Origin of the sequence: Bradyrhizobium yuanmingense (assembly GCF_900094575.1) — a bacterium.
GTDB classification, from domain to species: domain Bacteria; phylum Pseudomonadota; class Alphaproteobacteria; order Rhizobiales; family Xanthobacteraceae; genus Bradyrhizobium; species Bradyrhizobium yuanmingense.
This window is the reverse complement of the sequence record NZ_FMAE01000010.1, coordinates 1-24,828: the sequence shown is the minus strand read 5'-3', so window position 1 is coordinate 24,828 and position 24,828 is coordinate 1. Positions and strand designations below refer to the sequence as shown.

Below are 24,828 nucleotides of genomic sequence, written 5' to 3'. Positions count from 1 at the left end.
TCGATTGATGCAAGTCTTGCATCGATCGATGCCGGATTTGGCTTGGACAGAGAATGCCGCCCGCCCTAGGGACGACATTGGCGCTTGACTTCACACCTGAAGCGGAGCGACCCAAGGCGGCCTGCAGCCGGGCCGACAACGATATAATCGATCTCAATCAACCCAGGAGGAAGCCCACATGAAGACGCTCACCGGTATCATCACAGCCGTTGCACTGGCGGTCTCAGCACCCCTGGCCACTGCACGCGATTTCCGCTCGGCTGACGTTCACCCCGCCGATTATCCGACCGTCGAGGCGGTCAAGTTCATGGGCCAGCAACTCGCGGCGGCGAGCGGCGGCAAGCTTGGCGTGAAGGTGTTTCCGAACGGCGCCCTGGGCTCGGAGAAGGACACGATCGAGCAACTCAAGATCGGCGCGCTCGACATGATGCGGATCAACGCATCGCCGCTGAACAATTTCGTGCCCGAGACCATTGCCTTGTGCCTGCCCTTCGTCTTCCGGGACACGCAGCACATGCGCACCGTCCTCGATGGTCCGATCGGCGATGAGATCCTGGCAGCCATGGAGCCCGCGGGCCTGGTCGGCCTTGCCTATTACGACAGCGGCGCGCGCTCGGTCTACACCGTCAAGGCACCGGTCAAATCGCTTGCCGATCTCAAGGGCCTGAAGATCCGCGTCCAGCAATCCGACCTGTGGGTCGGCATGATCCAGAGCTTGGGGGCCAACCCGACGCCGATGCCCTATGGCGAGGTCTACACCGCGCTCAAGACCGGCCTCGTCGACGCTGCCGAGAACAACTGGCCGTCCTACGAATCCTCCCGGCACTTCGAAGCCGCCAAGTTCTACAACATCACCGAGCACTCCCTCGCGCCCGAAGTTCTCGTGATCTCGAAAAAGGTCTGGGACGCGCTGAGCAAGGAGGACCAGGCGATGGTCCGCAAGGCAGCCAAGGAATCGGTGCCCGTCATGCGCAAGCTCTGGGACGCGCGCGAGCAGGCCGCCCGCAAGACCGTCGAAGCCGCTGGCGTTCAGGTGGTCACGATCGGCAACAAGGCGGAGTTCGTCGATGCAATGAAGCCGGTCTACCAGAAGTTCGCCGGGAACGAGAAGCTGCAGAGCCTCGTCAAGCGCATCCAGGACACGAAGTAAGATAATTCGGGAACCGGGTCCGGCGTCGCCGCCAGGCGGCACCGGATCCCGTAAGGAGGCGCGGGATGACAGACCCACACGTCGCAAGTCACGAGCAGGGGGCCGTAGCAACACGCCCGTCCACCGGCTTGCTGTCGCGGGTCAATGCCCCCATCGCGCGCCTTGGCATGTACCTGTCGGTGACAGGCCTGCTCGTCATCGTCGCCATCGTCTTCTACCAGGTGTTCGGACGTTACGTGCTCAACTCCAGCCCGACCTGGACGGAGAACCTGGCGCTGGTCCTGATCCTCTACGTCACGCTGATCGGCGCCGCCGTCGGCGTACGCGATGCCGGGCATATCGGCATGGACAGCCTGCTGGTCATGCTCCCCGATCACGCGCGGGAGAAGATCGAGATCGTGATCCACGTTCTGGTTGCCGGGTTCGGCCTCGCAATGGCCTATAACGGCTGGATCCTCGGCGCGTCGGTCGGCACCGTGAAGATCCCCAATCTCGGTCTGCCCGAGGTGATCCGCTACGTGCCGCTGTTCGCCTCCGGCGTCCTGATCGTTTCGTTTTCCATCGAGCACATCATTGCTCTCCTGCGCGGCGAAGAGGTCGTCCCCTCATGGAACTGATCATCCTCGGCGCCACCTTCTTCGGCTTTCTGATCCTCGGCGTACCGGTCGCCTTCGCGATCGGCCTGTCGGCCATCTGCACCATCCTCTACGAAGGCCTGCCGGTCGCCGTCATCTTCCAGCAGATGATGTCGGGGATGAACATCTTCTCCTTCCTCGCCATTCCATTCTTCGTCTTCAGCGGTGAGCTGATGCTGCATGGCGGCGTGGCCGACAAGATCGTGCAACTCGCCAAGAATCTCGTCGGGCACATCCGCGGCGGGCTCGGCATGTCGAACGTGGTCGCGTGCACGCTGTTCGGCGGCGTCTCGGGCTCGCCCGTGGCCGACGTGTCGGCGATGGGCGCGGTGATGATCCCGATGATGAAGAAGGAGGGATACGACACCGACTACGCCGTCAACGTCACCACCCACGCCTCGCTCGTGGGCGCCCTGATGCCGACCAGCCACAACATGATCATCTATGCACTCGCGGCCGGCGGCAAGGTCTCGATCGGCGCGCTGATTGCGGCCGGCCTGCTGCCGGCGCTGGTGCTGATGGTCTGCATGTTGGTTGCCGCCTACGCGGTCGCGGTGAAGCGCGGTTATCCCGCCGGCAAATTCCCGGGCTGGGCCGAGGTGGTCCGCTCGCTGGCGGCCGCGGTGCCTGGGCTTCTGATCGTCGGCATCATCCTGGCTGGCATCCTGTCCGGCGTCTTCACGGCAACCGAATCGGCGGCCATCGCCGTCACCTACTCGATCCTGCTGACGTTCTTCATCTATCGCACCATGACCTGGGGCAACTTCCTGCGCGCCGCCGCCAAGGCGGTGAAGACGACCGGCGTGGTGCTGCTGCTGATCGGCGTCTCCACCATGTTCCAGTACCTGATGGGACTTTACGAGGTGGCGGATCTCGCCGGCGCGATGATGAACAAGTTGTCGACGCAGCCCTGGGTGATCTTCCTGCTCATCAACATCATCCTGTTCGTGCTCGGCACGTTCATGGACATGGCGGCAACGATCCTGATCTGCACCCCGATCTTCCTGCCGATCGCGATGAAGGCGGGCATGGATCCGGTGCAGTTCGGCATGCTGATGTTGATCAATTGCGCCCTCGGGCTCAACACGCCGCCGGTCGGAACGACGCAATTCGTCGGCTGCGCCATCGGCGGCATTTCGGTCGGCGCGGTGATGCGCACCATCCTGCCGTTCTATGCTGCGCTCATCGCAGCACTGATGTTCGTGACCTACGTCCCTGCATTCTCGTTGTGGCTGCCGCGCCTCTTGATGGGCTACAAGGGCTAGTAGCACCAGGGAGACAATGTCAGTGGCGGACTATCGCAAGCTCTTCGATCTCACCGGCAAGACCGCGCTCGTGCTCGGCGCCGCATCCGGCATCGGCAGATCGTCGGCCGAAGCGCTTGCGGATCTCGGCGCCCGCGTCGTCTGCGCCGATCGTGCGCTCGACGCAGCGGAGGCGACCGCCGCCGGTATTCGTGACAAGGGCGGCTGGGCGGAAGCAGCTGGCTGCGACGCCGCAAGCGCCGCGGATGTCAATGCGCTGGCCCAAACCGTGATGCAGAAGTTTCCGCGGCTCGACATCGCCGTGACGACGCCCGGCCTCAACATCCGCAAGACCATCCTCGACTACACCGAGGAGGATCTCGACCGCGTCCTCAACCTCAACGTCAAGGGCACGGTCTTTTTCTTCCAGGCCTTCGGCCGCATCATGGTCGCGCAGAAGGGCGGCAGCATCATCGCCTGCTCCTCGGTGCGCGCGGTGACCATCGAACCTGGCCTCGGCATCTACGGCTCCACCAAGGCGGCGATCGGTCTCCTGGTGAAGGGCTTTGCCTCCGAGGTCGGGCACGCCGGCGTGCGCGTCAATGCGATCGCGCCGAGCATCGCCGAGACCGCGCTGACCGGCCCGTTCAAGCAGCGCCCCGACATCTACAATCTCTACGCCGGCCACACCGTGTTCAACCGCTGGAGCAGCGCCGACGAGGTCGCGACCGCCGTCGCCTATCTCGCCTCGGATGCCGCAAGCTATGTCAGCGGCAGCACGCTGTTCGTCGACGGCGGCTGGACCGCCGTCGATGGCCCGCCGACCGGTCTCACCCAGTTGCACAAATAGCAAAGGATGTAGCTCGGGTTGCGCTTGCACGTCGCGCGGCTCACTGGCCGGTCTCCTTCGCAGCCGCAGCAGGAGGCTCGGCGCGCGCGGTTTGAGCAAATCGCATGGGGCTTGCCGGATAAATGCGCTCGGCTGGCCGGTATTTTGGTGTTACGAACTGGGACATGAACCAGCACGCCAAGATCAACGCGAAGATCGAGATCCGCCATTCGACCTGTCCGCATGATTGCCCCTCGGCCTGCGCCCTCGATGTCGAGGTGGTCGAAGGCCGCAGCATCGGCCGCGTCCGCGGTTCGAAGAAGCAGACCTACACCGCCGGCGTCGTCTGCGCCAAGGTCGCCCGCTATGCCGAGCGCATCCATCATCCCGAGCGGCTGATCTATCCGCTGCGCCGCACCGGCCCCAAGGGTTCAGGTCAGTTCGCGCGGATCTCCTGGGACGAGGCGCTGGACGAGATCGGGCACCGATTCAATGCGGCCGAGCGCGAGTTCGGTGCGGAATCGATCTGGCCCTATTACTACGCGGGGACGATGGGGCTCGTGATGCGCGACGGGCTCAACCGTCTCACGCATGTGAAGAAATATTCGCGCTTCTACCAGACCATCTGTGCCAATGTTGCGCGCATCGGCTTTGCAATCGGCACCGGCAAGATCGCCGGCGTCGACCCGCGCGAGATGGCGCTGTCCGATCTCGTCGTGATCTGGGGCACCAATCCCGTCAACACTCAGGTCAACGTGATGACGCACGCCTCGCGCGCCCGCAAGGAGCGCGGCGCGAAGATCGCGGCGGTCGACATCTACGACAACGAGACCATGAAGCAGGCCGACATCAGGATCATCCTGCGGCCCGGCACCGACGGCGCCTTCGCCTGCGGCGTCATGCATGTCCTGTTCCGCGACGGCTACGCCGACCGAGCCTACATGGACAAGTATACCGATTGCCCCGCCGAGCTCGAGGCGCATCTGAAGTCGCGCACGCCGGAATGGGCCTCGGCGATTTGCGGCGTTCCGGTGTCGGAGATCGAGGCTTTCGCCAAGGCCGTCGGCGAGACCAAGCGGACCTTCTTCCGTCTCGGCTATGGCTTCACCCGCTCGCGCAACGGCGCGACGCAGATGCATGCGGCGCTGTGCATTCCCGCGGTGACCGGCGCTTGGCAGTATGAAGGCGGCGGCGCCTTCTTCAACAATTACGCGCTGTGGCACTTCAACGAATCCATCATCGAAGGCCACGACGCGATCGACAAGACCACCCGCGCGCTCGACCAGTCGCAGATCGGACGTATCCTCACCGGCGATGCCGAAGCTCTGCAGGGCAAGGGCCCGGTCAAGGCGTTGCTGATCCAGAACACCAATCCGATGACGGTGGCGCCGGAGCAGGCGCTGGTCCGGCAGGGCTTTGCGCGCGAGGATCTGTTCGTGGCGGTGCACGAGCAGTTCATGACCGAGACGGCGCAGATGGCCGACATCGTGCTGCCGGCGACCATGTTCATGGAGCATGACGACCTCTATTATGGCGGCGGCCATCAGCACATCTCGGTCGGGCCGAAGCTGATCGACCCGCCGGGCGAATGCCGCTCCAACCACGAGGTGTTGCAGGCGCTGGCGCCGCGGCTGGGCGCCAGGCATCCGGGCTTCGAGATGAGCCCGCGCGAATTGATCGACGCGACCTTGAGGCTGAGCAATCACGGCGACATCGCCGGCCTTGAAGCCGACATCTGGCGCGACCTGCAGCCGGATTTCCGCACCTCGCATTATCTCGACGGCTTCGCCCACGCCGACGGCAAGTTCCATTTCAAAGCCGACTGGGCGCATCCGCCGTTCGGCGTCACCATGGGCGACTACGACAAGATGCCTGGTCTGCCGGATCATTGGGCAGTGATCGAGCACGCCGACCGGGCCCATCCGTTCCGGCTAGCGACCAGTCCCTCGCGCAGCTTCCTCAACACGACCTTCAACGAGACGCCGTCCTCGCAGGCGCGCGAGGGCCGGGCCAGCGTGATGATCCACCCGTTAGATGCCGCCGCGCTCGGCATCGCCGATGGCGATGCGGTGACGCTCGGCAACGGCCGCGGCGAGACCACGCTGATCGCGACGCTGTTCGAGGGCGTGCGGCGCGGTGTCCTGATCGCCGAATCCGTTCATCCCAACAGCAACCATATCGGCGGCCGCGGCATCAACACGTTGACGGGCGCAGATACGATCGCGCCGATCGGCGGCGCGGCGTTCCACGATAATAAAGTCTGGATCAGGAAGGCGGCCTCAGCTCAAGGCGTGCACTCCGTGACGCCGTAGCCCGCGAATTCCTTTGCAATGTTCGGGTTCATCGACTTCGCCTGCGCGATATCGGTGGCGCCGTCGCCGCCGCTTCTGCGCGCAGCGATGCCGCGGCCGAACAGCGAGGACGAGGAGCGCGGGTTGCGCTGGATCGCGTCGGTATAATCCTTGATCGCCTCGGCATTGCGCCCGAGCTTGAGGTTGACGAGCCCGCGGCTGTCGAGTGCATCGCTCAAGCCTGGGTTGATCTGGAGCGCCAGATTGCAGTCGGCGAGCGCGCCTTGCGGGTCGCCCGTCGCAGCCCGGCTCCAGCAGCGGTTGTTTAGGGCTTCCGCGTCCTTGGGCGCGCGGCGGAGCACCGCGTCGAAATCCTGTATCGCGAGCGCATAGGCGCGCTTGATCGCGTAGACCTGGCCGCGTTTGTAGCGCGAGGTGACATCGTTGGCGTTGGCGGTGATCCTGCGGCTGAGATCGGCGAGGACGGGATCTCGTGCCAACTCGTCCGCATTCGGGGCGGGCTCCGCCTGCGGTACCTCGCAGACCGGCTTTTGCGGCTCGGGTGTCTGCACCTGTGGCTTGGCCGCGTCGTCCCGCGGCCGCGTCGCCGGGCTTGCGAACGAGAACTCCGTCGTCAGCGAGGAGGACAGCCAGGGCACTTGCTCGCGGTTGGTGGCGGCAACGACGCCATTCTTGGTGTTGGTCAGGGCCTGCTCGGCGCTGATGTTCGGCGCGCGCATTTCGCGCAGCAGCTCGGCGACAAAGAGGCTGCGATCGGTCTTGCCGGTCGCCGTGACCGCGCCGAGCGCAGCGGAGTAGAGCACCAGCGTATTGCTCGGTGCGATCGCCGGTGCCAGGCCAGCCGAATAGCGGCGGAAGCGCCGCTCGAACGGGTTGCGGCGGGAAGCGTCGATCAGCGCGATCTTGATGGCGGCACCGCGCGTGTTCATCTCGGCGAGGATGGCGTCGAGGCCGAAGCCGTCGCGCGAGACGTCCGGCTCGGTCCAGATCTGGGCGTCGACCGGCAGCAGATAGGTCTGACGGTTGGACTGGATGGCAAAGCCGTCGAAGAAGATCAGCGCCACCGCGCCGCGCTCGATGCGGTCGTAGAAGCGGCCCAGCACCTGCCGCATGGCATCGCCGGTGAGATTGCTCTGCCTGTCGACGACGAAGCCGCCGCGCTTCAATTCCTCGGCGACGTCCTGGGCATCATTGGCGACCTCGCTCAGGACGAACTCATTGTCGGGATATTTCGCGTTGCCGATCACCAGCGCGATCTTCGCGGCGTCGGCCGCATGGCATGCGGCGCCGCCGCTCAGCACGACCAATCCTGCCAGCAACAACATCAATGCGGCGCGCATGAAATGGCTCATCGGTGATCAAATCTCCGGTCAGGATAGCGCGCGCAAGCCCCAGTTCAATCGCGAAGCGGAAGTTGCGCCCACACGCTATGGTGAGGCGACCCTGCAGATTGCCCTTGCGCGCGCCGCCGGTCCTGCCGCAAATGGCTGCAAAACGGGACCAAGCGAGCGAGCATGTCATGACCGACACCACAGCCGTCATCACCGAGAAGCGCGGGCAGGCGTTCTGGATCACCATCAACCGGCCGGAGAAACGCAACGCGCTGAACGGCGAGGTCATCGCCGGGATCACAAGAGCCTATCGCGACGCGCATGAGGACAAGGACGTCCGCGTCATCGTGCTGACGGGCGCGGGCGACAAGGCGTTCTGCGCGGGCGCCGACTTGCAGAATTCCGGCGCGGCTTTCGCGATGGATCATTCCAAACCAAATGTCGACTATGCCGATCTGTTACGTTTGTCACAGAACGCCGCGAAGCCGGCGATTGCGCGCCTCAGTGGCGTCTGCATGGCCGGCGGCATGGGCCTTCTGTGCATGACCGACATGGCGGTTGCGGCTGATCACGTCGTCTTCGGCCTGCCGGAGGTGAAGGTCGGCGTGTTCCCGATGCAGGTGCTGAGCCTGCTGCAGCGCATCGCTCCGCCCCGTCTCGTCAACGAATGGGCGCTCACGGGCGAGCCGTTCGACGCCAGGGCCGCGCAGGCCGCTGGCCTGCTCAACTACATCGTGCCGGCCGCCGAGTTAGATGCCAAGGTTGACTGGCTGATCGGCCGCATCGTCGACAAATCCCCAACCGCGATCCGCCGCGGCAAATACGCCATGCGCGCGATCGCCTCGATGTCGTTCGACGAGAGCATCGCCTATACCGAAAGCCAGATCGCACTGCTCGCGATGACCGAGGACGCCAAGGAAGGGTTGAAAGCGTTCAGCGAGAAGCGGAAGCCGGTCTGGACGGGGAGGTGAGGGGATCCGCTCTCGCATCCCGGACGCGCCGCAACGCGTCGGCGTCGCTGCGCAGAGCCGGGACCCAGGGCGGCACGAACGAGAATGTAGCCGCATCCTCCGCCGTCATTCCGGGGCGCGCGTAGCGCGAGCCCGGAATCCATCGTGCAGCAAGTGATGCGGAGAAATGGATTCCGGGCTCGCGCCAAGGGGCGCGCCCCGGAATGACAATCTCACCCCGCGTTCGCCTTCAGTCCCGCCGCCTGAATCCCCGCCACCGCGCAGGCTTCGTCATTGTCGGACGTATCGCCGGAGACGCCGACCGCGCCGAGCAGGGTGGTGCCATCCATGATCAGCACGCCGCCGGGGACCGGCACCAGCGCGCCCTTGGCGATCGTGTTCACGGCATCGATGAAATAGGCCTGCTCCTGCGCGCGCTGGAACAAAGCGCGCGAGCCCATGCCCATGGCGAGCGCGCCATAGGCCTTGCCATGCGCGATGTCGGCGCGCATCAGGCTGGTGCCGTCCTGCGCGGCCGCGAGCTTGAGCACGCCGCGCGCGTCCAGGATGGTGACGACCAGCGGCTTCAGCTTGAGCTCGCCGGCCTTCGCGAAGGCGGCGTCGAGGATTTTTCGGGCGGTGTCGAGGGTGAGGTCAGCCATGGCTGGTTTCCTTTGCAGCTGGAGAAGTGGCGTTGGACTTGAAACGATCGAGACTCATGGCCAGCACGCGCGCGACGTGAAGCGCCTCGCGCTGGGCGCCGTCGTGGATCTGGTGACGGCAGGAGGTGCCGTCGGCGACGATCAGCGTATCCGGGTCCGCGCGCCGCACGGCCGGCAGCAGTGAAAGCTCGGCCATCTCGATCGAGGCATCGTAGGTATCCGCACCATAGCCGAATGCGCCGGCCATGCCGCAACAGCTCGACTCGATGGTCTCGACCTTCAGCCCCGGGACGAGGCGCAGCACCTGCTCGACCGGCTTGAAGGCGCCGAAGGATTTCTGATGGCAATGGCCGTGCACCACGGCCTTGTCGGCGACGCTGCCGAGCGGCAGTTGCAGCCGTCCGGCCTCGGCCTCGCGCACCAGAAACTCCTCGAAGGTCAGCGCATGGGCGCCGATCGCCTTGGCGTCGTCGTCCTTGCGCAGCGAAGCGAGCTCGTCGCGCAGCGTCAGGAGGCAGCTCGGCTCGAGGCCGACGATCGGCACGCCGCGCGCTGCATAGGGTGCGAAAGCCGAGACCAGCCGGTCGAGCTCGACCTTGGCCTCGTCGACAAGGCCGGCTGAAAGGAAGGTGCGGCCGCAGCACAGCGGACGGCTCCCGCTCACCGGCTTCGGCAGATGCACGCGATAGCCGCCGGCCGTGAGCACGCGCAGCGCGGCGTCGAGATTCTCGCGCTCATAGATGCGGTTGAAGGTATCAGTGAACAGCACGAGCTCGCGGCCGGACTCCGGGCCAACGCTTTCGTCCGGCGGCACGAACACATCGCGGCGGAAGGCGGGGAGGGCCCGGCGCGCGCTGATGTCGGCAAAGCGCTCGAACAGCCTTCGCAGCAGCGGGCTGCCGTTGCGCAAATTAGCCAGCGGCGCCAAGCGCGAAGCAAGGCCGGCATAGCGCGGCAGATATCCAACCAGCCGGTCGCGTAGCGTCAGGCCCCGGCTGGCGGCGCGCGCCGCGAGGACCTCGATCTTCATCTTGGCCATGTCGACGCCGGTCGGGCATTCATGGCGGCAGGCCTTGCAGGAGACGCAGAGTTTGAGCGTCTCCATCATCTCGTCGGAAGCGAGCGCATCCGGGCCGAGCTGGCCGGAGATCGCAAGCCGCAGCGTATTGGCGCGGCCGCGGGTAACGTCCTTCTCGTTGCGCGTGGCGCGATAGGACGGGCACATCACGCCGCCCTCGAGCTTGCGGCAGGCGCCGTTGTTGTTGCACATCTCGACCGCGCCCTGGAAACCGCCGCCGGCGCCGGGATAAGCGGACCAGTCGAGCTTCGTCTTCAGTTCGCCGACCCGATAATCGGGCTTGAAGCGGAACAGCGAGCGGTCGTCCATCCTGGGCGCATCGACGATCTTGCCGGGATTGAGCAGGCCGGCAGGATCGAAGCGCTGCTTCACCTCCCTGAAGTCGGCGACGAGGCGCTCGCCGAACATGGCCTCGTGGAATTCGGAGCGCACCAGCCCGTCGCCGTGCTCGCCGGAATGCGAGCCCTTGTACTCGCGCACCAGGGCGAAGGCCTCTTCGGCGATGGCGCGCATCGCCTTGACGTCCTTCTCCAGCTTCAGGTTCAGAACGGGGCGCACATGCAGGCAGCCTTCGGAGGCGTGCGCGTACATCGTGCCGCTGGTGCCGTGCTTGGCGAAGACTTCGTTCAGCCGCGCGGTGTAGTCGGCGAGGTGCGGCAGCGGCACCGCGCAGTCTTCGACGAAGGAGACCGGCTTGCCCTCCTGCTTCATCGACATCATCACGTTGAGGCCGGCCGCGCGGAAATCGGCGATGCCGCTCTGCAGCGCGGGTTCGGTGATCTCGACCACGCCGCCCCATTTGCGCGTGTCGTTGTTCCAGCCGAAGCCGAGATCAGCCATCAGCTCGCTGAGCTGTTTGAGGCGCACCAGATTGTCCGACTGGTCTTCTTCAGCGAATTCGACCACCAGCACGGCATCCGGATCGCCCTTGATCGCCGCGGAGATCACGGGTGCGAACATCGCAATGTCGCGGCCGAGCGCGATCATGGTGCGGTCGACCAGCTCGACCGCAATCGGCTTGAGCTTGACGAGGTGCTGGGCCGCATCCATGGCCTCGTAGAAGCTGCCGAAATGGCAGACGCCGAGCGCCTTGTTGCGGATCACGGGCCACAGCTTCAGCTCGACCTTGGTGGTGAAGGCGAGGGTGCCTTCGGAGCCGACCAACAGATGCGCCATGTTGTTCGGCGCGTTGCGCGGCACCAGCGCATCGAGATTGTAGCCGCCGACGCGGCGCTGCACCTTTGGGAAGCGCGCGGCGATCTCGTCGGCCTCGCGGGTGCCAAGGTCGAGCATGTCGCGGAACAGGGCGCGGGTGCTGTCGCCGGCCTCGAGGTCGGAGAGATCGCGCGCGACCTCGCCAAAACGGCCCAGCGTGCCGTCGGCGAGCGATGCCTCCATCGACAGCGTGTTGTCGCGCATGGTGCCGTAGCGCAGCGAGCGGCCGCCACAGGAATTGTTGCCGGCCATGCCGCCGATGGTGGCGCGGGAGGCCGTGGAGACGTCGACCGGAAACCACAGGCCGTGCTTTTTGAGCTGGCGGTTGAGGTCGTCCAGCACGATGCCGGGCTCCACCACGCAGGTGCGGCCTTCGACATCAAGCGACAGGATCCGGTTGAGGTGCTTGGAGAGATCGACCACGAGACCGTCATTGACGGTCTGGCCGCATTGCGAGGTGCCGCCGCCGCGCGGGGTGACCTTCAGCCCCTCGTCGCGCGCGATCGCCAGCGCCCGCAAGGCCTCGTCCATGGTCTTGGGGGCCACCACGCCAGCCGGCATGATCTGGTAGAACGAGGCGTCGGTGGCGTAGCGGCCGCGGCTGAAGCCGTCGAACAGCACGTCGCCGGTCAATTCCGACCGCAGGCGCCGTTCGAGCGAGGAGGCGTTCGTCATCCCTGATCCCGGACTGACCCGGCGAGGCTCAGCCTTGCTGGGATATTCATTGTGGTTCCTGATCGACCATATTGTGAATGCAAAATGGGCAAGCCGGGCGCCCTCAAGGCGATGCCGGCGCGCCCTCTTGGGGCTCGGTCAGGTGCTCGATCGCTGCCGTCCGTTTGTTGCGCAGATGCTGGAACAGGACGTCGCTGAGCTCGCTCCCGGCGCGGCGGCGCAGCGCATCGAGGATGGCCTCGTGCTCGCGCATGGCTTCCGCCCAGCGCTGCCGCTTGCGGGCGAAATTGGCGGAGTAGCGGACGCGGCGAATGCGGCCGGCGAAATTGGCATAGGCACTCTTCAGCGTATCGTTGCGTGCGGCATCGACGATGCTCTCGTGGATGCGCTGGTTGGCCTGGAAATAGCCGTGCATGTCGCGATGCAGGTAGTGGCCGTACATCTCGTAGTGCAGCTGCTCGATCGCCGTGATTTCCGCATCCGTTATGGCTTCGCAGGCGAGGCGCCCGGCTAGGCTTTCCAGGCCCGCCATGACGTCGAACAGTTCTTCGAGGTCGCGCTGGCTGAGCTGGCGCACGCGCGCGCCGCGGTTGGGCAGTAGCTCGATCAGGCCCTCGGCGGCGAGCACCTTGAGCGCCTCGCGCAACGGCGTGCGGGAGATGCCAAGCATCTCGCAGAGCTGCCGCTCGGGAACGCGCGCGCCCTCAGGAATATTGCCCTCGACCACGTAATCGCGCAGCCGCAGCAGGATCTCGCCATGCAGCGAGGCCTCGTGACGGTTTTCCTGGCGATCGCCATTGCCGGGGGACGGGGTGATCGGAACCCCGGTGTCGGGAATCGTGGATTTCATTTGCAGCACAGTAGTTTGCCCGGTTGATCGCGTCGACGCTCGCAATCGAATACCAGATTTCGATTGAAGGGACAAAAAATGAATGCAAAATAGCCGGCGGAGCCGGCCATAACCTGCCGAAAAGGAGCTTTGCATGCCTCAGGGACACCATTTCCTGCAGATTCCGGGCCCGAGCCCGGTCCCCGAGCGCGTCCTGCGCGCGATGGACATGCCTGTCATCGACCACCGCAGCGCCGAATTCGGCGAGCTCGGCCGCACCGTGCTCGAAGGCAGCCAGCAGATCTTCCAGACCCGGGGGCCGGTCGTGATCTTCCCCTCGTCGGGGACCGGCGCCTGGGAAGCCGCGATCGTCAACACGCTGTCGCCGGGCGACAAGGTGCTGATGGTCGAGACCGGCCACTTCGCCACGATGTGGCGGCAGATGGCCGCCCGCTTCGGCATCGAGGTTGATTTCGTCCCGGGCGACTGGCGCCGCGGCGCCGATCCCACGGTGATCGAGGCCAGGCTCTCCGAAGACGCCGCGCGCACCATAAAGGCGGTGATGGTCGTGCACAACGAGACCTCGACCGGCGCGACCAGCCGCATCGCCGAGATCCGCGCCGCGATCGACCGCGCCTCGCATCCGGCACTCTTGATGGTCGACACCATCTCCTCGCTCGGCTCGGTCGACTATCGTCACGACGCGTGGAAGGTCGATGTCAGCGTCAGCTGCTCGCAGAAGGGTTTCATGCTGCCGCCCGGTCTCGGCTTCAACGCGATTTCGGACAAGGCCTTGGCTGCGTCCAGAACCAACAAGATGCCGCGCTCCTATTTCGACTGGGAGGAGATGCTCAAGCCCAACGCCAAGGGTTTCTTCCCCTATACGCCCGCGACCAATCTGCTCTACGGCTTGCGCGAGGCGATCGCGATGCTGCTCGAGGAGGGGCTCGACAATGTTTTTGCGCGGCATCAGCGCTTGGCGGCAGCGACGCGGGCCGCGGTCAACCATTGGGGTCTCGAAGTGCTGTGCCAGGAGCCTTCGGAGTTCTCGCCGGTGCTCACGGCCGTGCTGATGCCTCCGGGGCATGATGCCGATCAGTTCCGGAAAGTCGTGCTCGACAATTACAACATGTCGCTCGGCTCGGGCCTGTCGAAGGTCGCCGGCAAGGTCTTCCGCATCGGCCATCTCGGCGAATGCAATGCGCTGACGCTGCTCGGCGCACTCACCGGTGTCGAAATGGGCCTGTCGGTCGCCGGCGTGCCGCACCGCTCCGGCGGTGTGGATGTCGCGATGAAGCTGCTGGAGCAGCGCCCGCAGGGCAATGCCGCGCCGCATCTGAAGATCGTCGGCACGTAAAGGTCGGCACGCAAAGGTGGTCGCGACGGAGCGGCTGAGGGCAGGCCGGTCCGCTATGCGCGAGGGACCCTTTGGAGGAGAGGACAAGCCGGTCAAATGGTGCTATTCGGCGCCCACCAAACCAAGGCAAGACCGGGAAGGACGCCGATGACCGTGCATACTGGAAGGCATTTCTTACAGATTCCAGGACCGACCAACGTGCCCGATCGGGTGCTGCGGGCGATGGATATGCCGACTTTGGACCATCGCGGTCCGGAGTTCGCCGAGCTCGGTTTTGCCGTGCTTGCCGCAATGCAGCGCGTATTCCGCACCAAGCAGCCCGTGATCATCTTCCCCTCGTCCGGTACCGGCGCCTGGGAAGCGGCGATGGTCAACGTGTTCGCGCCCGGCGACAAGGTCTTGATGTGCGAGACCGGCCAGTTCGCCGTGCTGTGGCGCGGCATCGCCGACAAGTTCAAGCTCGATGTCGACTTCATCCCGAGCGACTGGCGCCATGGTGCCGATCTTGCGGAGATCGAGAAGCGCCTTGCCGCCGACAAGCAGCACGCCATCAAGGCGGTCTGCGTCGTGCACAACGAGACCTCGACCGGCTGCGTGACGCCGCCGCTGGAGGTGCGCAAGATCCTCGACCGCACCAAGCATCCGGCGCTGCTGATGGTCGACACCATCTCCGGGCTCGGCTCGATGGAATATGAGCACGACGCCTGGGGCATCGACGTTTCGGTCGCCGGCTCGCAGAAGGGCCTGATGCTGCCGCCGGGCCTCGGCTTCAACGCCGTCTCGGAGAAGGCGCTCGCGGTCGCCAAAGCCAACCCCGGCATGCGCTCATACTGGGACTGGCAGGAGGTCATCAGCTTCAACAAGCTCGGCACCTTCCCCTACACGCCCGCAACGAACCTGCTCTACGGCCTGCGCGAAGCGGTGAAGATGCTGGAGGAGGAGGGGCTGGAGAACGTCTGGACCCGCCACAAGCGCCACAGCGCCGCGACGCGTGCTGCGGTCAAGGTCTGGGGCCTCGAGACGCAGTGTGCCGATCCCGCCGCGCATTCGCCGGCGCTGACCGGCGTGCGCGTGCCCGAGGGCTTTGATGCCGACGCCTTCCGCAAGGTGGTGCTGGAAAACTTCGACATGTCGCTCGGCACCGGCCTGAACAAGGTCAAGGGCAAGGTGTTCCGCATCGGTCATATCGGCCACTTCAACGATCTGATGCTGATGGGCACGCTTGCAGGCGTCGAGATGGGCCTCGACCTCGCAAAGATCCCGCACCGGAGCGGCGGCGTGCTCGCGGCGATGGATGTGCTGAAGGGACGCGACGTGGTGCCGATGACCAAGGCTCAAGTCGCCTAAGGCTCAGGTTGCCGGGGCGGCCTGACTGAACTGTAGTGAAGAAAGTGAGCGCGCGATGAACGCACCGACGACTGCCAACGAAGACCTGCTCTACTCCGTCACGGACGGCATCGCGCGGATTACCTTCAATCGCCCGCAGGCGCGCAACGCCATGACCTTCGCCATGTATGACCGCATGGCGGAGATATGCCAGGAGATCAACGTCGACCGTTCGATCAAGGCGCTGATCCTGACCGGCGCGGGCGACAAGGCGTTCGCCTCCGGCACGGACATCTCGCAATTCCGCGCCTTCAAGACCGCGCAGGATGCGCTCGACTACGAGGCGCGCATCGATCGCGTGCTCGGCACGCTCGAGCAGTGCCGCGTGCCGGTGATCGCGGCGATCGCCGGCGCCTGCACCGGCGGCGGCGCAGGGATCGCGGCCTGCTGCGATCTTCGCATCGGCACCGAGACGACGCGGATGGGCTTTCCGATTGCGCGCACGCTCGGCAACTGCCTGTCGATGTCGAACATCAGCCGCGTCGTCGCGCTGGTCGGTCCCGCCCGCACCAAGGATATGATCTTCAAGGCGCGCCTGGTCGAGGCGCAGGAGGCGCTGGCGCTCGGCCTGCTCAATGAAATCGTGCCTGACGTGGAGACGCTGCAGCGCCGCGCCGACGAGACCGCAAGGCTCGTCGCCAGCCACGCGCCGCTGACGCTGGAAGCGACCAAGGAAGCGGTGCGCCGCATCCGCCGCACGCTCTCGCGCGAGGAAGGCGAGGACCTGATCCTGAAAGCCTATATGAGCGAGGATTTCCGCGAGGGCATGGATGCCTTCCTCAACAAGCGGGCTCCGGTCTGGAAGGGCAGATAAGTCTCACGGGCTTTCGGCTCCGTCAGTCGAAAGTCATATGCGTGCAATTGCCCGTCCGCTTGAACTCCTCAGGATTAGTCCGCACTATGCAGGGATAGAATTTTCCGCACCTACAACTCAAAAAACATCAGGGGAAGAAAATCGTGCGAATTCTGGTGAAAGGCGTCGGCGCCGCGATGGCGCTGTTGTTGAGCACGCCGGCCGTTGCGGCCTGGGAGCCGACGAAACCGGTGGAGATCGTGGTGGCGGCGGGCGCAGGCGGCGCCTCCGACCAGATGGCGCGGATGATGCAGGCCGCGATCCAGAAGAACAATCTGATGAAGCAGCCGATGGTGGTCTCGCTCAAGGGCGGCGCCTCCGGCGCGGAAGCGCTGATGTACATGAAGTCCAGCGAGGGCGACCCCAACAAGGTGCTGATCGCCTATTCGCTGATCTACATGCTGCCGCTGTCGGCGAAGATCCCGTTCAACTGGCGCGAGCTGACGCCGGTCTCCGTGGTCGCGCTCGACCAGTTCGTGCTGTGGGACAACAGCGCAGGCCCCAAGACGTTGAAGGACTTCGTCGCGGCCGCCAAGGCTGCGAGCGCGCCGTTCAAGATGGGCGGCACCGGCTCCAAGCGCGAGGACCACGTGCTCACCGTGTTCCTGGAGCAGAAGACCGGCGCGAAATTCTCCTATCTGCCCTACAAATCCGGCGGCGAGGCCGCGACCCAGCTGGTCGGCAACCACACCGAAGCCAACGTCAACAACCCATCCGAAAATCTCGAGGTCTGGCGCGCCGGCCAGGTGCGTCCGCTCTGCGTGTTCGACAGGGAGCGCATTGCCTATACGACCAAGGTGACCGACACCCAGTCCTGGGCCGACATCCCGACCTGCAAGGAGGAGGGCGTCGACGTGCAATATCTGATGCTGCGCGCGATGTTTCTGCCCGGCAAGGTCACGCCGGAGCAGCAGGCGTTCTACGTCGATCTGTTCCACAAGGTGACGCAGACCGCGGAGTACAAGGACTACATGGAGAAGCAGGCCTTGAAGCCGATCTTCCTCTCCGGCAAGGACATGGTGCAGTTCCTCGAGGAGGACGATGCGCTGAACAAGTCGCTGATGACGGAAGCCGGCTTCGTCGCGAAGTAGCTGTCCCTTTTTCTCCCTCTCCCCGTTCTTACGGGGAGAGGGTTGGGGTGAGGGGCTCTCTCCGCGAGTTCGACTCTCACCGTCCCTGCGGAGACTCCCCCTCACCCCGACCCTCTCCCCGCAAGCGGGGAGAGGGGGAATTGAACGCACTCCGTCCCTAACAGAGCATGTCCCAAACCGATATCGAAATCGTCGTCGAGGATCCCACCGCGCCCGAAGACGATTCCCCTTCCGTCGTCTCTTCCGGCACGATCGAAATCGTCGTCTGCCTGCTGCTGCTCGCGCTCGCGGTCACGCTCGGCTACGACAATTGGCGCACCGGCGCGTCCTGGGATGCGACCGGGCCGGAGCCCGGCTATTTCCCGTTCTATCTGTCCGTCATTCTCGCCGGCGGCAGCCTCTACGGCCTGATCGCCGCGCTGCTGGCGCGGCGCGTCTCGTCCGGAACCTTCGTCACGCGCGCGCAAGGCCGCCGCGTGCTGGCTGTGTTCGTGCCGACGTCGCTGTTCTGCCTGGCGACGCAGTTCCTCGGCCTCTATGTCGCGAGCTTTCTCCTGATCGCGGGCTTCATGCGGCTGGTCGGCCGGATCGCGTTGTGGAAGTCGCTGCTCACCGCGTTCGCGTTCACGGCGATCATGTTCGTCACCTTCGATGTCGCCTTCGACGTCATCATGCCGAAGGGACCGCTCGAAGCGGCCCTCGGCCGCTAGGCGGAGCCCCCGCGCGATGGAAGCTCTCGGTCTCCTGCTCCACGGCTTTGCCGTCCTGCTGACGTGGAAGACGCTCGTGCTCATGATGGTCGGGCTGGTGCTCGGCATCTTCGTCGGCGTGCTGCCCGGGCTCGGCGGTCCCAACGGCGTTGCGATCCTGTTGCCGCTGACCTTCACGATGGACCCGACCTCGGCCATCGTGATGCTGTCCTGCATCTATTGGGGCGCGTTGTTCGGCGGTGCCATCACCTCGATCCTGTTCAACATCCCGGGCGAAGCCTGGTCGGTCGCGACCACGTTCGACGGCTATCCGATGGCGCAGCAGGGCAGGGCGGCGGAGGCGCTGACTGCGGCGTTCACCTCCTCCTTCGTCGGCTCGCTGGTCGCGGTGCTCCTGATCACCTTTCTCGCGCCGATGATCTCGTCCTTTGCGCTGAAATTCGGCCCGCCCGAGTTCTTCGCGGTGTATCTCCTCACCTTCTGCTCCTTCGTCGGCCTCGGGCGCGAAGCCAAGCACAAGACCGTCATCTCGATGTCGCTGGGCCTGCTGCTGGCCGGCATCGGCATGGATACGGTGTCCGGCAGTCTGCGCATGACCTTCGGCTCGCCGGAGCTCTTGCGCGGCATCAACTTCCTGGTCGCCGTCATCGGCCTGTTCGGCATCAGCGAGATCCTGCTGACGATGGAGGAGCGCCTTGCGCTGCGCGGGCATGCGGCTAGCATCTCGCTGCGCGTCGTGCTCGGCGTCTGGAAGGATCTGCCGAAATACTGGGTGACGCTGCTGCGCTCCTCTTTCATCGGTTGCTGGCTCGGCATCACCCCTGGCGGTGCGATCGCGGCCTCCTTCATGGGCTACAATCTGGCAAAGCGCTTCGCCAAGGAGCCCGAGGGCTTCGGCAAGGGCCGCATCGAAGGCGTGTTCGCGCCGGAGACGGCGGCGCATGCCTCCGGCACCTCGGCGCTGCTGCCGATGCTGGCGCTCGGCATTCCCGGCTCGGGCACGGCCGCGATTCTGCTCGGCGGGCTGATGGTGTGGGGTCTCAATCCGGGGCCGCTGCTGTTCGTCGAGCACAAGGATTTCGTCTGGGGCCTGATCGCCTCGATGTATCTCGGCAACGTCGTCGGCCTCGTGCTGGTGCTGACGACGGTGCCGATCTTCGCCTCGATCCTGCGCGTGCCGTTCGCGGCGGTGGCGCCGATGATCGTGGTGTCCTGCGCGATCGGCGCCTATGCCATCCAGAACGCGATGTTCGACATCTGGCTGATGCTGGGCTTCGGCGTGGTCGGTTACGTCTTCAAGAAGATCGGCATTCCGCTGGCGCCGTTCACCCTGGCGCTCGTGCTCGGCAACCGTGCCGAGGATGCCTTCCGCCTGTCGATGATCGGCTCCGGCGGCACCCTGAAGGTGTTCTGGTCGAACGGCCTGGTCGGCTCGATCACGACCCTGGCGATTCTGCTGCTGTTCTGGCCGGTGATCGACAATCTCCTCGCCCGTGTCGGGTTGACGCATGGGACCAGGGCGACATCGCCTTAGGATGGTGGAGAAATATTCTAAGAAATCAATAGCTTATGTCGAAGGTAGCTTTCTAGTCGGGATGCCAGCGCGACCTCCGATTGTTTCCGAATGTTGCCGCGGCGGCACAGCTCTTGGGTGAGGATGCGCGTATATTTCGATCACAAGATCGTGCAAGGGGGAATTCTCCATGAAGCGGATAGTGATTGGAATGGCGGCTGCGATGTCGCTGTTTGCCACGGGCGCGCTGGCCGCCGATCTCGCGGCAAAGCCGTATGTCAAGGCGCCTATGGTCGATCCGGTCTGGAGCTGGACGGGCTTCTATGTCGGCGCCAACGGCGGCTACAGCTGGGGCCGTTCGCGCACCGACGTCACCTACACCAACACGGCGACCGGTGCGGTGATCGTGCCGCCGGCCGGATCCGTCACCAGCGCCTCGTTCGACATGAACGGTGCCGTCGCCGGTGGCCAGGCCGGCTACAACTGGCAGAGCACGAATTGGGTGTTCGGCATCGAGGGCGACCTGAATTGGTCGGACGAGAAGGGCCGCGCCGGCTTCAACTGCGCCCCCACCAGCATTGCAGGCGGCGCCTGTCTTCCGGGCCTGACCTTTCTGCCCCCCGGCGCTGCTGTCGGCACCACTCTGACGCTCGACCAGCATCTGCAATGGTTCGGCACGGTGCGCGGCCGCGTCGGCTTTCTGGCGACACCGAAAGTGCTGTTCTATGGCACCGGCGGCGTGGCCTTCGGCGAGATCAAGACCACGGGCACCATCTCCGGCTTCACGCCGGCTGGTGTCGCGGTCGCCTCGACCAGCTCTTCGTCGGATACCCGCGTCGGCTGGACCGTGGGTGCGGGTGTGGAAGGCAAGATCACTCAGAACTGGAGCGCCAAGCTCGAATATCTCTATGTGGATCTCGGCCGGTTCTCGTCAGGTCCGTTCTCGCTGGCGCCGTTGCCCACGATTGCGGCCAGTGCTTCCTCCCGCTTCACCGACCACATCCTGCGCGCCGGCATCAACTATCAATTTGGTGGCCCGGTGGTCGCGAAGTACTAAGCGAAGTACTGAGATCAAGAAGGCGTCAATAAGAAGCAAAGCCCGGCTCGCGCCGGGCTTTGTCGTTGCAGACGGGGCGCGCGAGATTCACACCACCTTCGCGTCTCTGAGCCCTGCGATCTCGTCCGCGCCGAAGCCGAACTCCTTCAGCACTTCGTCGGTCTGCTCGCCGAATTCCGGCGGCCGCGCCACCATCCTGCTCGGCGTGCGCGACAGCGTCACGGGCTGGCCGACCAGGCGGATATCCCGGCCTTCATCGTTCGGCACGTCCTGCGCAATGCCGAGATGCCTGACCTGCGCGTCCTCGAACATCTGGTCGATGGCGTAGATCGGCCCGCAGGGCACGCCGGCCTCGTTGAGCTCGCGGACCCAGGTCTCGGTCGACTTCGTCACGGTGCGCTTCTCGATCTCGGCGTTGAGCGCATCGCGATTCTTCGAGCGGGCGGGAGCCGTCGCATAGTCGGGATGAGTGTAGAGCTCCGGCGCGCCGATCGCCTGCGCACAGCGCTCCCAGATCCGCCCGCCCGTGGTGGCGATGTTGATGTAGCCGTCGGAGGTCTTGAACACGCCGGTCGGAATGCTGGTCGGATGGTTGTTGCCGGCCTGCTTGGCGACCTCCTTCTCCATCAGCCAGCGCGCGGCCTGGAAGTCGAGCATGAAGATCTGGGCCTGCAGCAGCGAGGTCTGCACCCACTGGCCCTTGCCCGAGACCTCGCGCTCGAGCAGGGCGGTGAGGATGCCCATCGCGCAAAACAGACCGGCACTGAGGTCGGCGACGGGGATGCCGACCCGCATCGGGCCTTCGCCCGGCGCGCCGGTGATCGACATCAGCCCGCCCATGCCTTGCGCGATCTGATCGAAGCCCGGCCGCTTGTGGTAGGGGCCGTCCTGGCCGAAGCCGGAGATGCTGCCATAGACGATGCGCGGGTTGATCGCGGCGAGGCTGTCGTAGTCGATGCCGAGCTTCTTCTTCACGTCGGGCCGGAAATTCTCGACCACGACGTCGGCCTTGACGGCGAGGCGCTTGAACACCGCGAGCCCGCGCTCGTCCTTCAGGTTCAGCGTCATTGCCCGCTTGTTGCGGTGCAAATTCTGAAAGTCGGAACCGCGCCGCGGCCCGCCCGGCTGCTCGCCGCCGGCATCCTCGGTCAGCGCGTCGATCTTGACGACGTTGGCGCCCCAGTCGGCGAGCTGCCGCACGCAGGTCGGCCCGGAGCGGACACGGGTCAGATCGAGCACGGTGAAGCGCGACAGGGCTTCCGAGGCATGCGGGAAGGGCATCGTGAAAGGCTCCGGGACAGATTGGGCGCCTACCATAGTGCCCAGAGATCACGCGACAAGCCGGGCCGGCGCCGATGCCGCCTGCTGAAATGCCTTGCCTGAGGCGCTGTCTGCGAGATCAGCGCGACAGGCGCTTCAATTCGGCCCGCGCCTGCGCGGCAAGGGGATCATCGCCATGGCGCGCAATGAAGAGTTCAAGGGCCTCCCGCGTTCCCTTCCGGCGGGCAGCTTCATATTCCTCTGCCACCGCAGCGGCAGGATCTCGCGCCATCGGCATGGAGGGCGCGCGCCCTCGCTTGCTGCTGTCGTCTGCCTTGGCCTTCTCCACCATCACGGGCAGTCCTCCGAGAGGTTGATGGGACAGTCCAGCAAGCGCAATCAAGGCGCCAAACAGGCTGGCCGGGAGTGTGCGTCGTTTCATGAAACCCTGCAAACCACGGTGTTCCGGGAACGAAACTCTATGCTGCCGTTCCGTATGACTACGGGATTTAATGGCTAACACGGCATTATGGGAGCAGCGCAAACGCCGCTGCCCCATTTAAACCAAACGTTTAACTCTCTAGCTAGAATCATGTGCCCCCGCGGCGAATCACACGACGCGTTGTTTGGAGAGTCCATTGGCCACCGCCGTTTATGTCAGTGCCACCAACAATGCCGAGATTGACGGCCTGCTGTCCGGCGTCAAATGGTCGGGCACGATCACCTACAGCTTTCCTGACGCGCCGAGCGACTATTCGAATCCTTATTCCGGCGGCAGCGGCGAGCCAACCACCTCGGGCTTTGCCTCGGTGCCCACGCAGATCCAGGCGGCGATCAACTACGCCGTCGGATTGATCCTGAGCTACACCAACGCCAACATCCAATATGCGGGCACCAACGGCGCCGACCTCATGATCGCGCAGTCGTCGGCCGCCAATCCGACCGCCTACGCCTACTATCCCGGCAATTATGCACCCGGCGGCGACATCTGGTTCGGGACTCAATACAATTTCTCGCTGGCCAAGCTCGGCAATTACTACTTCACCACTGCGCTGCACGAGCTCGGACACGCGATCGGCCTCAAGCACAGCCAGGAGGCCGGCGGCCCCGGTAACGTTGCGGTGCCGAGCGCGCATGACAGCAGCGAATACACCGTCATGAGCTATCGCAGCTATGTCGGCGCTTCGACCACGGGCGGCTACACCAACGAAGCCTACGGATATTCGCAGACCTACATGGCGAACGATATCCTCGCGCTCCAGACGATGTACGGCGCCGATTACACGACGCAGAGCAGCAACACCGTCTACACCTGGAATCCGACCACGGGGCAGCAGTTCATCAATGGCGTCGGGCAGCTCGCGCCGGGCGGCGGCGTCGGCGGCTCGGCCAATCGCATCTACGAGACCGTCTGGGACGGCGGCGGCGTCGATACCTACGACCTGTCCAACTACACGACCAACCTGAGCATCAACCTCAATCCCGGCGCCTCGTCGGTGTTCTCCTCCGTGCAGCTGGCCTATCTCGGCAATGGCCATTATGCATCGGGCAACGTCTACAACGCCTATCTCTACAACGGCGACGCGCGCTCCTACATCGACAACTCCATCGGCGGGTCCGGCAACGACGCGATCATCGGCAACGTCGTCGCCAACACGCTGAACGGCGCCGGCGGCAACGACACCATCACGGGCGGTGCGGGCAACGACACCATCAACGGCGGCTCAGGCACGGACACCGCAGTGTATTCGGGCAGCCGGGCCAACTACACCATTTCCTACAACGCTGCGACACAGACCTTCACCCTCGTTGACCTGCGCAGCGGATCGCCTGACGGCACCGATACCGTCACCGGCACCGAATATTTTCGGTTTGGGGATGGCACGGTAGCCAGCTCCAGCCTCGTTTCGACAACGATCGAGGCGTTCGGGTCGACCAGCGTGTTCCGGTCCGGCGGCAACTATTATCTGAACAACATCTCGACCGGCACCGGCCCAACGCTGAAATACCAAGGCAATGTGGTGGACACGGCCAATTACTCGACGTGGTCCGTCATTGCGGCCGAGCAGGTGTCCGGTGGCGGCTACGACGTGGTCTGGAAGAACTCGGCCAACGGGCACTACTCGGTCTGGAGCACCGACAGCACCGGCAATTTCGTGACGACGCTAGCCGCGGCTCCCGAAGTCCTGGGGAGCGATCCGACCCTGAAAGCACTGGAGCCGACGCTCCAGCAGGATCTCAATGGCGATGGCGCGATTGGTATACCCGCAGGCAGCCTTGTCACGATCGAGGCGTTGGGATCGACCAACGTGGTGGTGTCCGGCGGCAACTATTATCTGACCAACATCTCGACCGGCACCGGCCCAACGCTGAAATACCAAGGCAATGTGGTGGACACGGCCAATTACACGACGTGGTCCGTCATTGCTGCCGAGCAGGTGTCCGGTGGCGGCTACGACGTGGTCTGGAAGAACTCGGCCAATGGGCACTACTCGGTCTGGAGCACCGACAGCAGCGGCAATTTCGTGACGACGCTAGCCGCGGCTCCCGAGGTCCTGGGGAGCGATCCGACCCTGAAAGCACTGGAGCCGACGCTGCAGCAGGATCTCAATGGCGACGGCACGATCGGAGTGCCGATTGCCAGCCCAGTCACGATCGAGGCGTTGGGATCGACCAGCGTGGTGGTGTCCG

20 protein-coding genes are annotated in these 24,828 nt (G+C 64.9%); 14 read left to right on the top strand and 6 right to left on the bottom strand.

Translation table 11 applies throughout. From position 1 onward, the window contains the following. Window positions 1-178: 178 nt before the first annotated feature. The 5 genes from GA0061099_RS30840 (at window position 179) to GA0061099_RS30820 (ending at window position 6,170) form a co-directional block, all read left to right on the top strand. On the top strand, window positions 179-1,150 hold the full coding sequence (locus GA0061099_RS30840; RefSeq protein ID WP_036029010.1) for a TRAP transporter substrate-binding protein: 972 nt from the start codon (window positions 179-181) through the stop codon (window positions 1,148-1,150). Between the two features lie 65 nt (window positions 1,151-1,215). Further along, window positions 1,216-1,767 carry a TRAP transporter small permease gene (locus GA0061099_RS30835; RefSeq protein WP_036029012.1) on the top strand — a complete coding sequence of 184 codons (552 nt, stop codon included), beginning with the start codon at window positions 1,216-1,218 and terminating at the stop codon, window positions 1,765-1,767. Then, the gene (locus GA0061099_RS30830) at window positions 1,758-3,050 is read left to right on the top strand and encodes a TRAP transporter large permease (protein ID WP_036029014.1); all 1,293 of its coding nucleotides are present in this window, start codon (window positions 1,758-1,760) and stop codon (window positions 3,048-3,050) included. The genes GA0061099_RS30835 and GA0061099_RS30830 overlap by 10 nt, the downstream gene beginning before the upstream one ends. A gap of 22 nt (window positions 3,051-3,072) precedes the next feature. Beyond that, window positions 3,073-3,879: an SDR family NAD(P)-dependent oxidoreductase gene (locus GA0061099_RS30825; protein WP_036029015.1), complete on the top strand. Its 807-nt coding sequence runs from the start codon at window positions 3,073-3,075 to the stop codon at window positions 3,877-3,879. A gap of 164 nt (window positions 3,880-4,043) precedes the next feature. After that, the gene (locus tag GA0061099_RS30820) at window positions 4,044-6,170 is read left to right on the top strand and encodes a molybdopterin oxidoreductase family protein (RefSeq protein ID WP_036029016.1); all 2,127 of its coding nucleotides are present in this window, start codon (window positions 4,044-4,046) and stop codon (window positions 6,168-6,170) included. Here GA0061099_RS30820 and GA0061099_RS30815 read toward each other — a convergent pair. Further along, a complete protein-coding gene (locus tag GA0061099_RS30815) occupies window positions 6,143-7,522 on the bottom strand; it encodes a caspase family protein (protein ID WP_193375208.1) in 1,380 nt (459 codons plus the stop codon). The two genes, GA0061099_RS30820 and GA0061099_RS30815, sit on opposite strands and share 28 nt — an antisense overlap. Before the next feature lie 167 nt (window positions 7,523-7,689). Here GA0061099_RS30815 and GA0061099_RS30810 point away from each other — a divergent pair, with 167 nt between their 5' ends. Continuing rightward, window positions 7,690-8,472 (top strand): enoyl-CoA hydratase/isomerase family protein, encoded by a 783-nt coding sequence (locus GA0061099_RS30810; protein ID WP_036029031.1) that lies wholly within the window; start codon window positions 7,690-7,692, stop codon window positions 8,470-8,472. A gap of 212 nt (window positions 8,473-8,684) precedes the next feature. On the opposite strand, the gene GA0061099_RS30805 is transcribed toward GA0061099_RS30810, so the two are convergent. From GA0061099_RS30805 to GA0061099_RS30795, 3 genes are all read right to left on the bottom strand, one after another. Continuing rightward, window positions 8,685-9,113, bottom strand: a complete 429-nt coding sequence (locus tag GA0061099_RS30805) for a GlcG/HbpS family heme-binding protein (protein WP_036029017.1) — start codon at window positions 9,111-9,113, stop codon at window positions 8,685-8,687. Then, on the bottom strand, window positions 9,106-12,081 hold the full coding sequence (locus GA0061099_RS30800) for an FAD-binding and (Fe-S)-binding domain-containing protein (RefSeq protein WP_074448214.1): 2,976 nt from the start codon (window positions 12,079-12,081) through the stop codon (window positions 9,106-9,108). Before GA0061099_RS30800 ends, GA0061099_RS30805 begins: the two co-directional genes overlap by 8 nt. 103 nt (window positions 12,082-12,184) lie before the next feature. Then, window positions 12,185-12,931: a GntR family transcriptional regulator gene (locus GA0061099_RS30795; RefSeq protein WP_036029036.1), complete on the bottom strand. Its 747-nt coding sequence runs from the start codon at window positions 12,929-12,931 to the stop codon at window positions 12,185-12,187. A 133-nt stretch (window positions 12,932-13,064) separates the two neighbouring features. Here GA0061099_RS30795 and GA0061099_RS30790 point away from each other — a divergent pair, with 133 nt between their 5' ends. The 7 genes from GA0061099_RS30790 to GA0061099_RS30760 all read left to right on the top strand — a co-directional run bounded on the left by GA0061099_RS30790 (window position 13,065) and on the right by GA0061099_RS30760 (window position 20,877). Beyond that, the gene (locus GA0061099_RS30790) at window positions 13,065-14,267 is read left to right on the top strand and encodes a pyridoxal-phosphate-dependent aminotransferase family protein (RefSeq protein WP_036029019.1); all 1,203 of its coding nucleotides are present in this window, start codon (window positions 13,065-13,067) and stop codon (window positions 14,265-14,267) included. 147 nt (window positions 14,268-14,414) lie between these two features. Continuing rightward, window positions 14,415-15,614 carry a pyridoxal-phosphate-dependent aminotransferase family protein gene (locus tag GA0061099_RS30785; protein ID WP_036029042.1) on the top strand — a complete coding sequence of 400 codons (1,200 nt, stop codon included), beginning with the start codon at window positions 14,415-14,417 and terminating at the stop codon, window positions 15,612-15,614. 55 nt (window positions 15,615-15,669) lie between these two features. After that, the gene (locus GA0061099_RS30780) at window positions 15,670-16,467 is read left to right on the top strand and encodes an enoyl-CoA hydratase/isomerase family protein (RefSeq protein ID WP_036029021.1); all 798 of its coding nucleotides are present in this window, start codon (window positions 15,670-15,672) and stop codon (window positions 16,465-16,467) included. A gap of 176 nt (window positions 16,468-16,643) precedes the next feature. Next, window positions 16,644-17,597, top strand: a complete 954-nt coding sequence (locus tag GA0061099_RS30775; protein ID WP_162130872.1) for a Bug family tripartite tricarboxylate transporter substrate binding protein — start codon at window positions 16,644-16,646, stop codon at window positions 17,595-17,597. Window positions 17,598-17,764: 167 nt separating this feature from the next. Then, window positions 17,765-18,307, top strand: a complete 543-nt coding sequence (locus GA0061099_RS30770) for a tripartite tricarboxylate transporter TctB family protein (protein WP_036032144.1) — start codon at window positions 17,765-17,767, stop codon at window positions 18,305-18,307. 16 nt (window positions 18,308-18,323) lie between these two features. Next, window positions 18,324-19,841: a tripartite tricarboxylate transporter permease gene (locus tag GA0061099_RS30765; RefSeq protein WP_036007455.1), complete on the top strand. Its 1,518-nt coding sequence runs from the start codon at window positions 18,324-18,326 to the stop codon at window positions 19,839-19,841. Between the two features lie 169 nt (window positions 19,842-20,010). Next, entirely contained in the window at window positions 20,011-20,877 is an 867-nt protein-coding gene (locus tag GA0061099_RS30760) for an outer membrane protein (protein ID WP_036007452.1), read from the top strand. Window positions 20,878-20,964: 87 nt separating this feature from the next. On the opposite strand, the gene GA0061099_RS30755 is transcribed toward GA0061099_RS30760, so the two are convergent. Together GA0061099_RS30755 and GA0061099_RS30750 are read right to left on the bottom strand one after the other, a co-directional pair. Continuing rightward, the gene (locus GA0061099_RS30755; protein ID WP_036032141.1) at window positions 20,965-22,158 is read right to left on the bottom strand and encodes a CaiB/BaiF CoA transferase family protein; all 1,194 of its coding nucleotides are present in this window, start codon (window positions 22,156-22,158) and stop codon (window positions 20,965-20,967) included. 118 nt (window positions 22,159-22,276) lie between these two features. After that, on the bottom strand, window positions 22,277-22,579 hold the full coding sequence (locus tag GA0061099_RS30750) for a hypothetical protein (RefSeq protein ID WP_036007447.1): 303 nt from the start codon (window positions 22,577-22,579) through the stop codon (window positions 22,277-22,279). A 196-nt stretch (window positions 22,580-22,775) separates the two neighbouring features. Between GA0061099_RS30750 and GA0061099_RS30745 the strand changes: the two genes are divergently transcribed. Next, window positions 22,776-24,828, top strand: a 2,053-nt coding sequence (locus GA0061099_RS30745) for a M10 family metallopeptidase C-terminal domain-containing protein (protein ID WP_074448213.1), incomplete at its 3' end; no start/stop codon positions are given.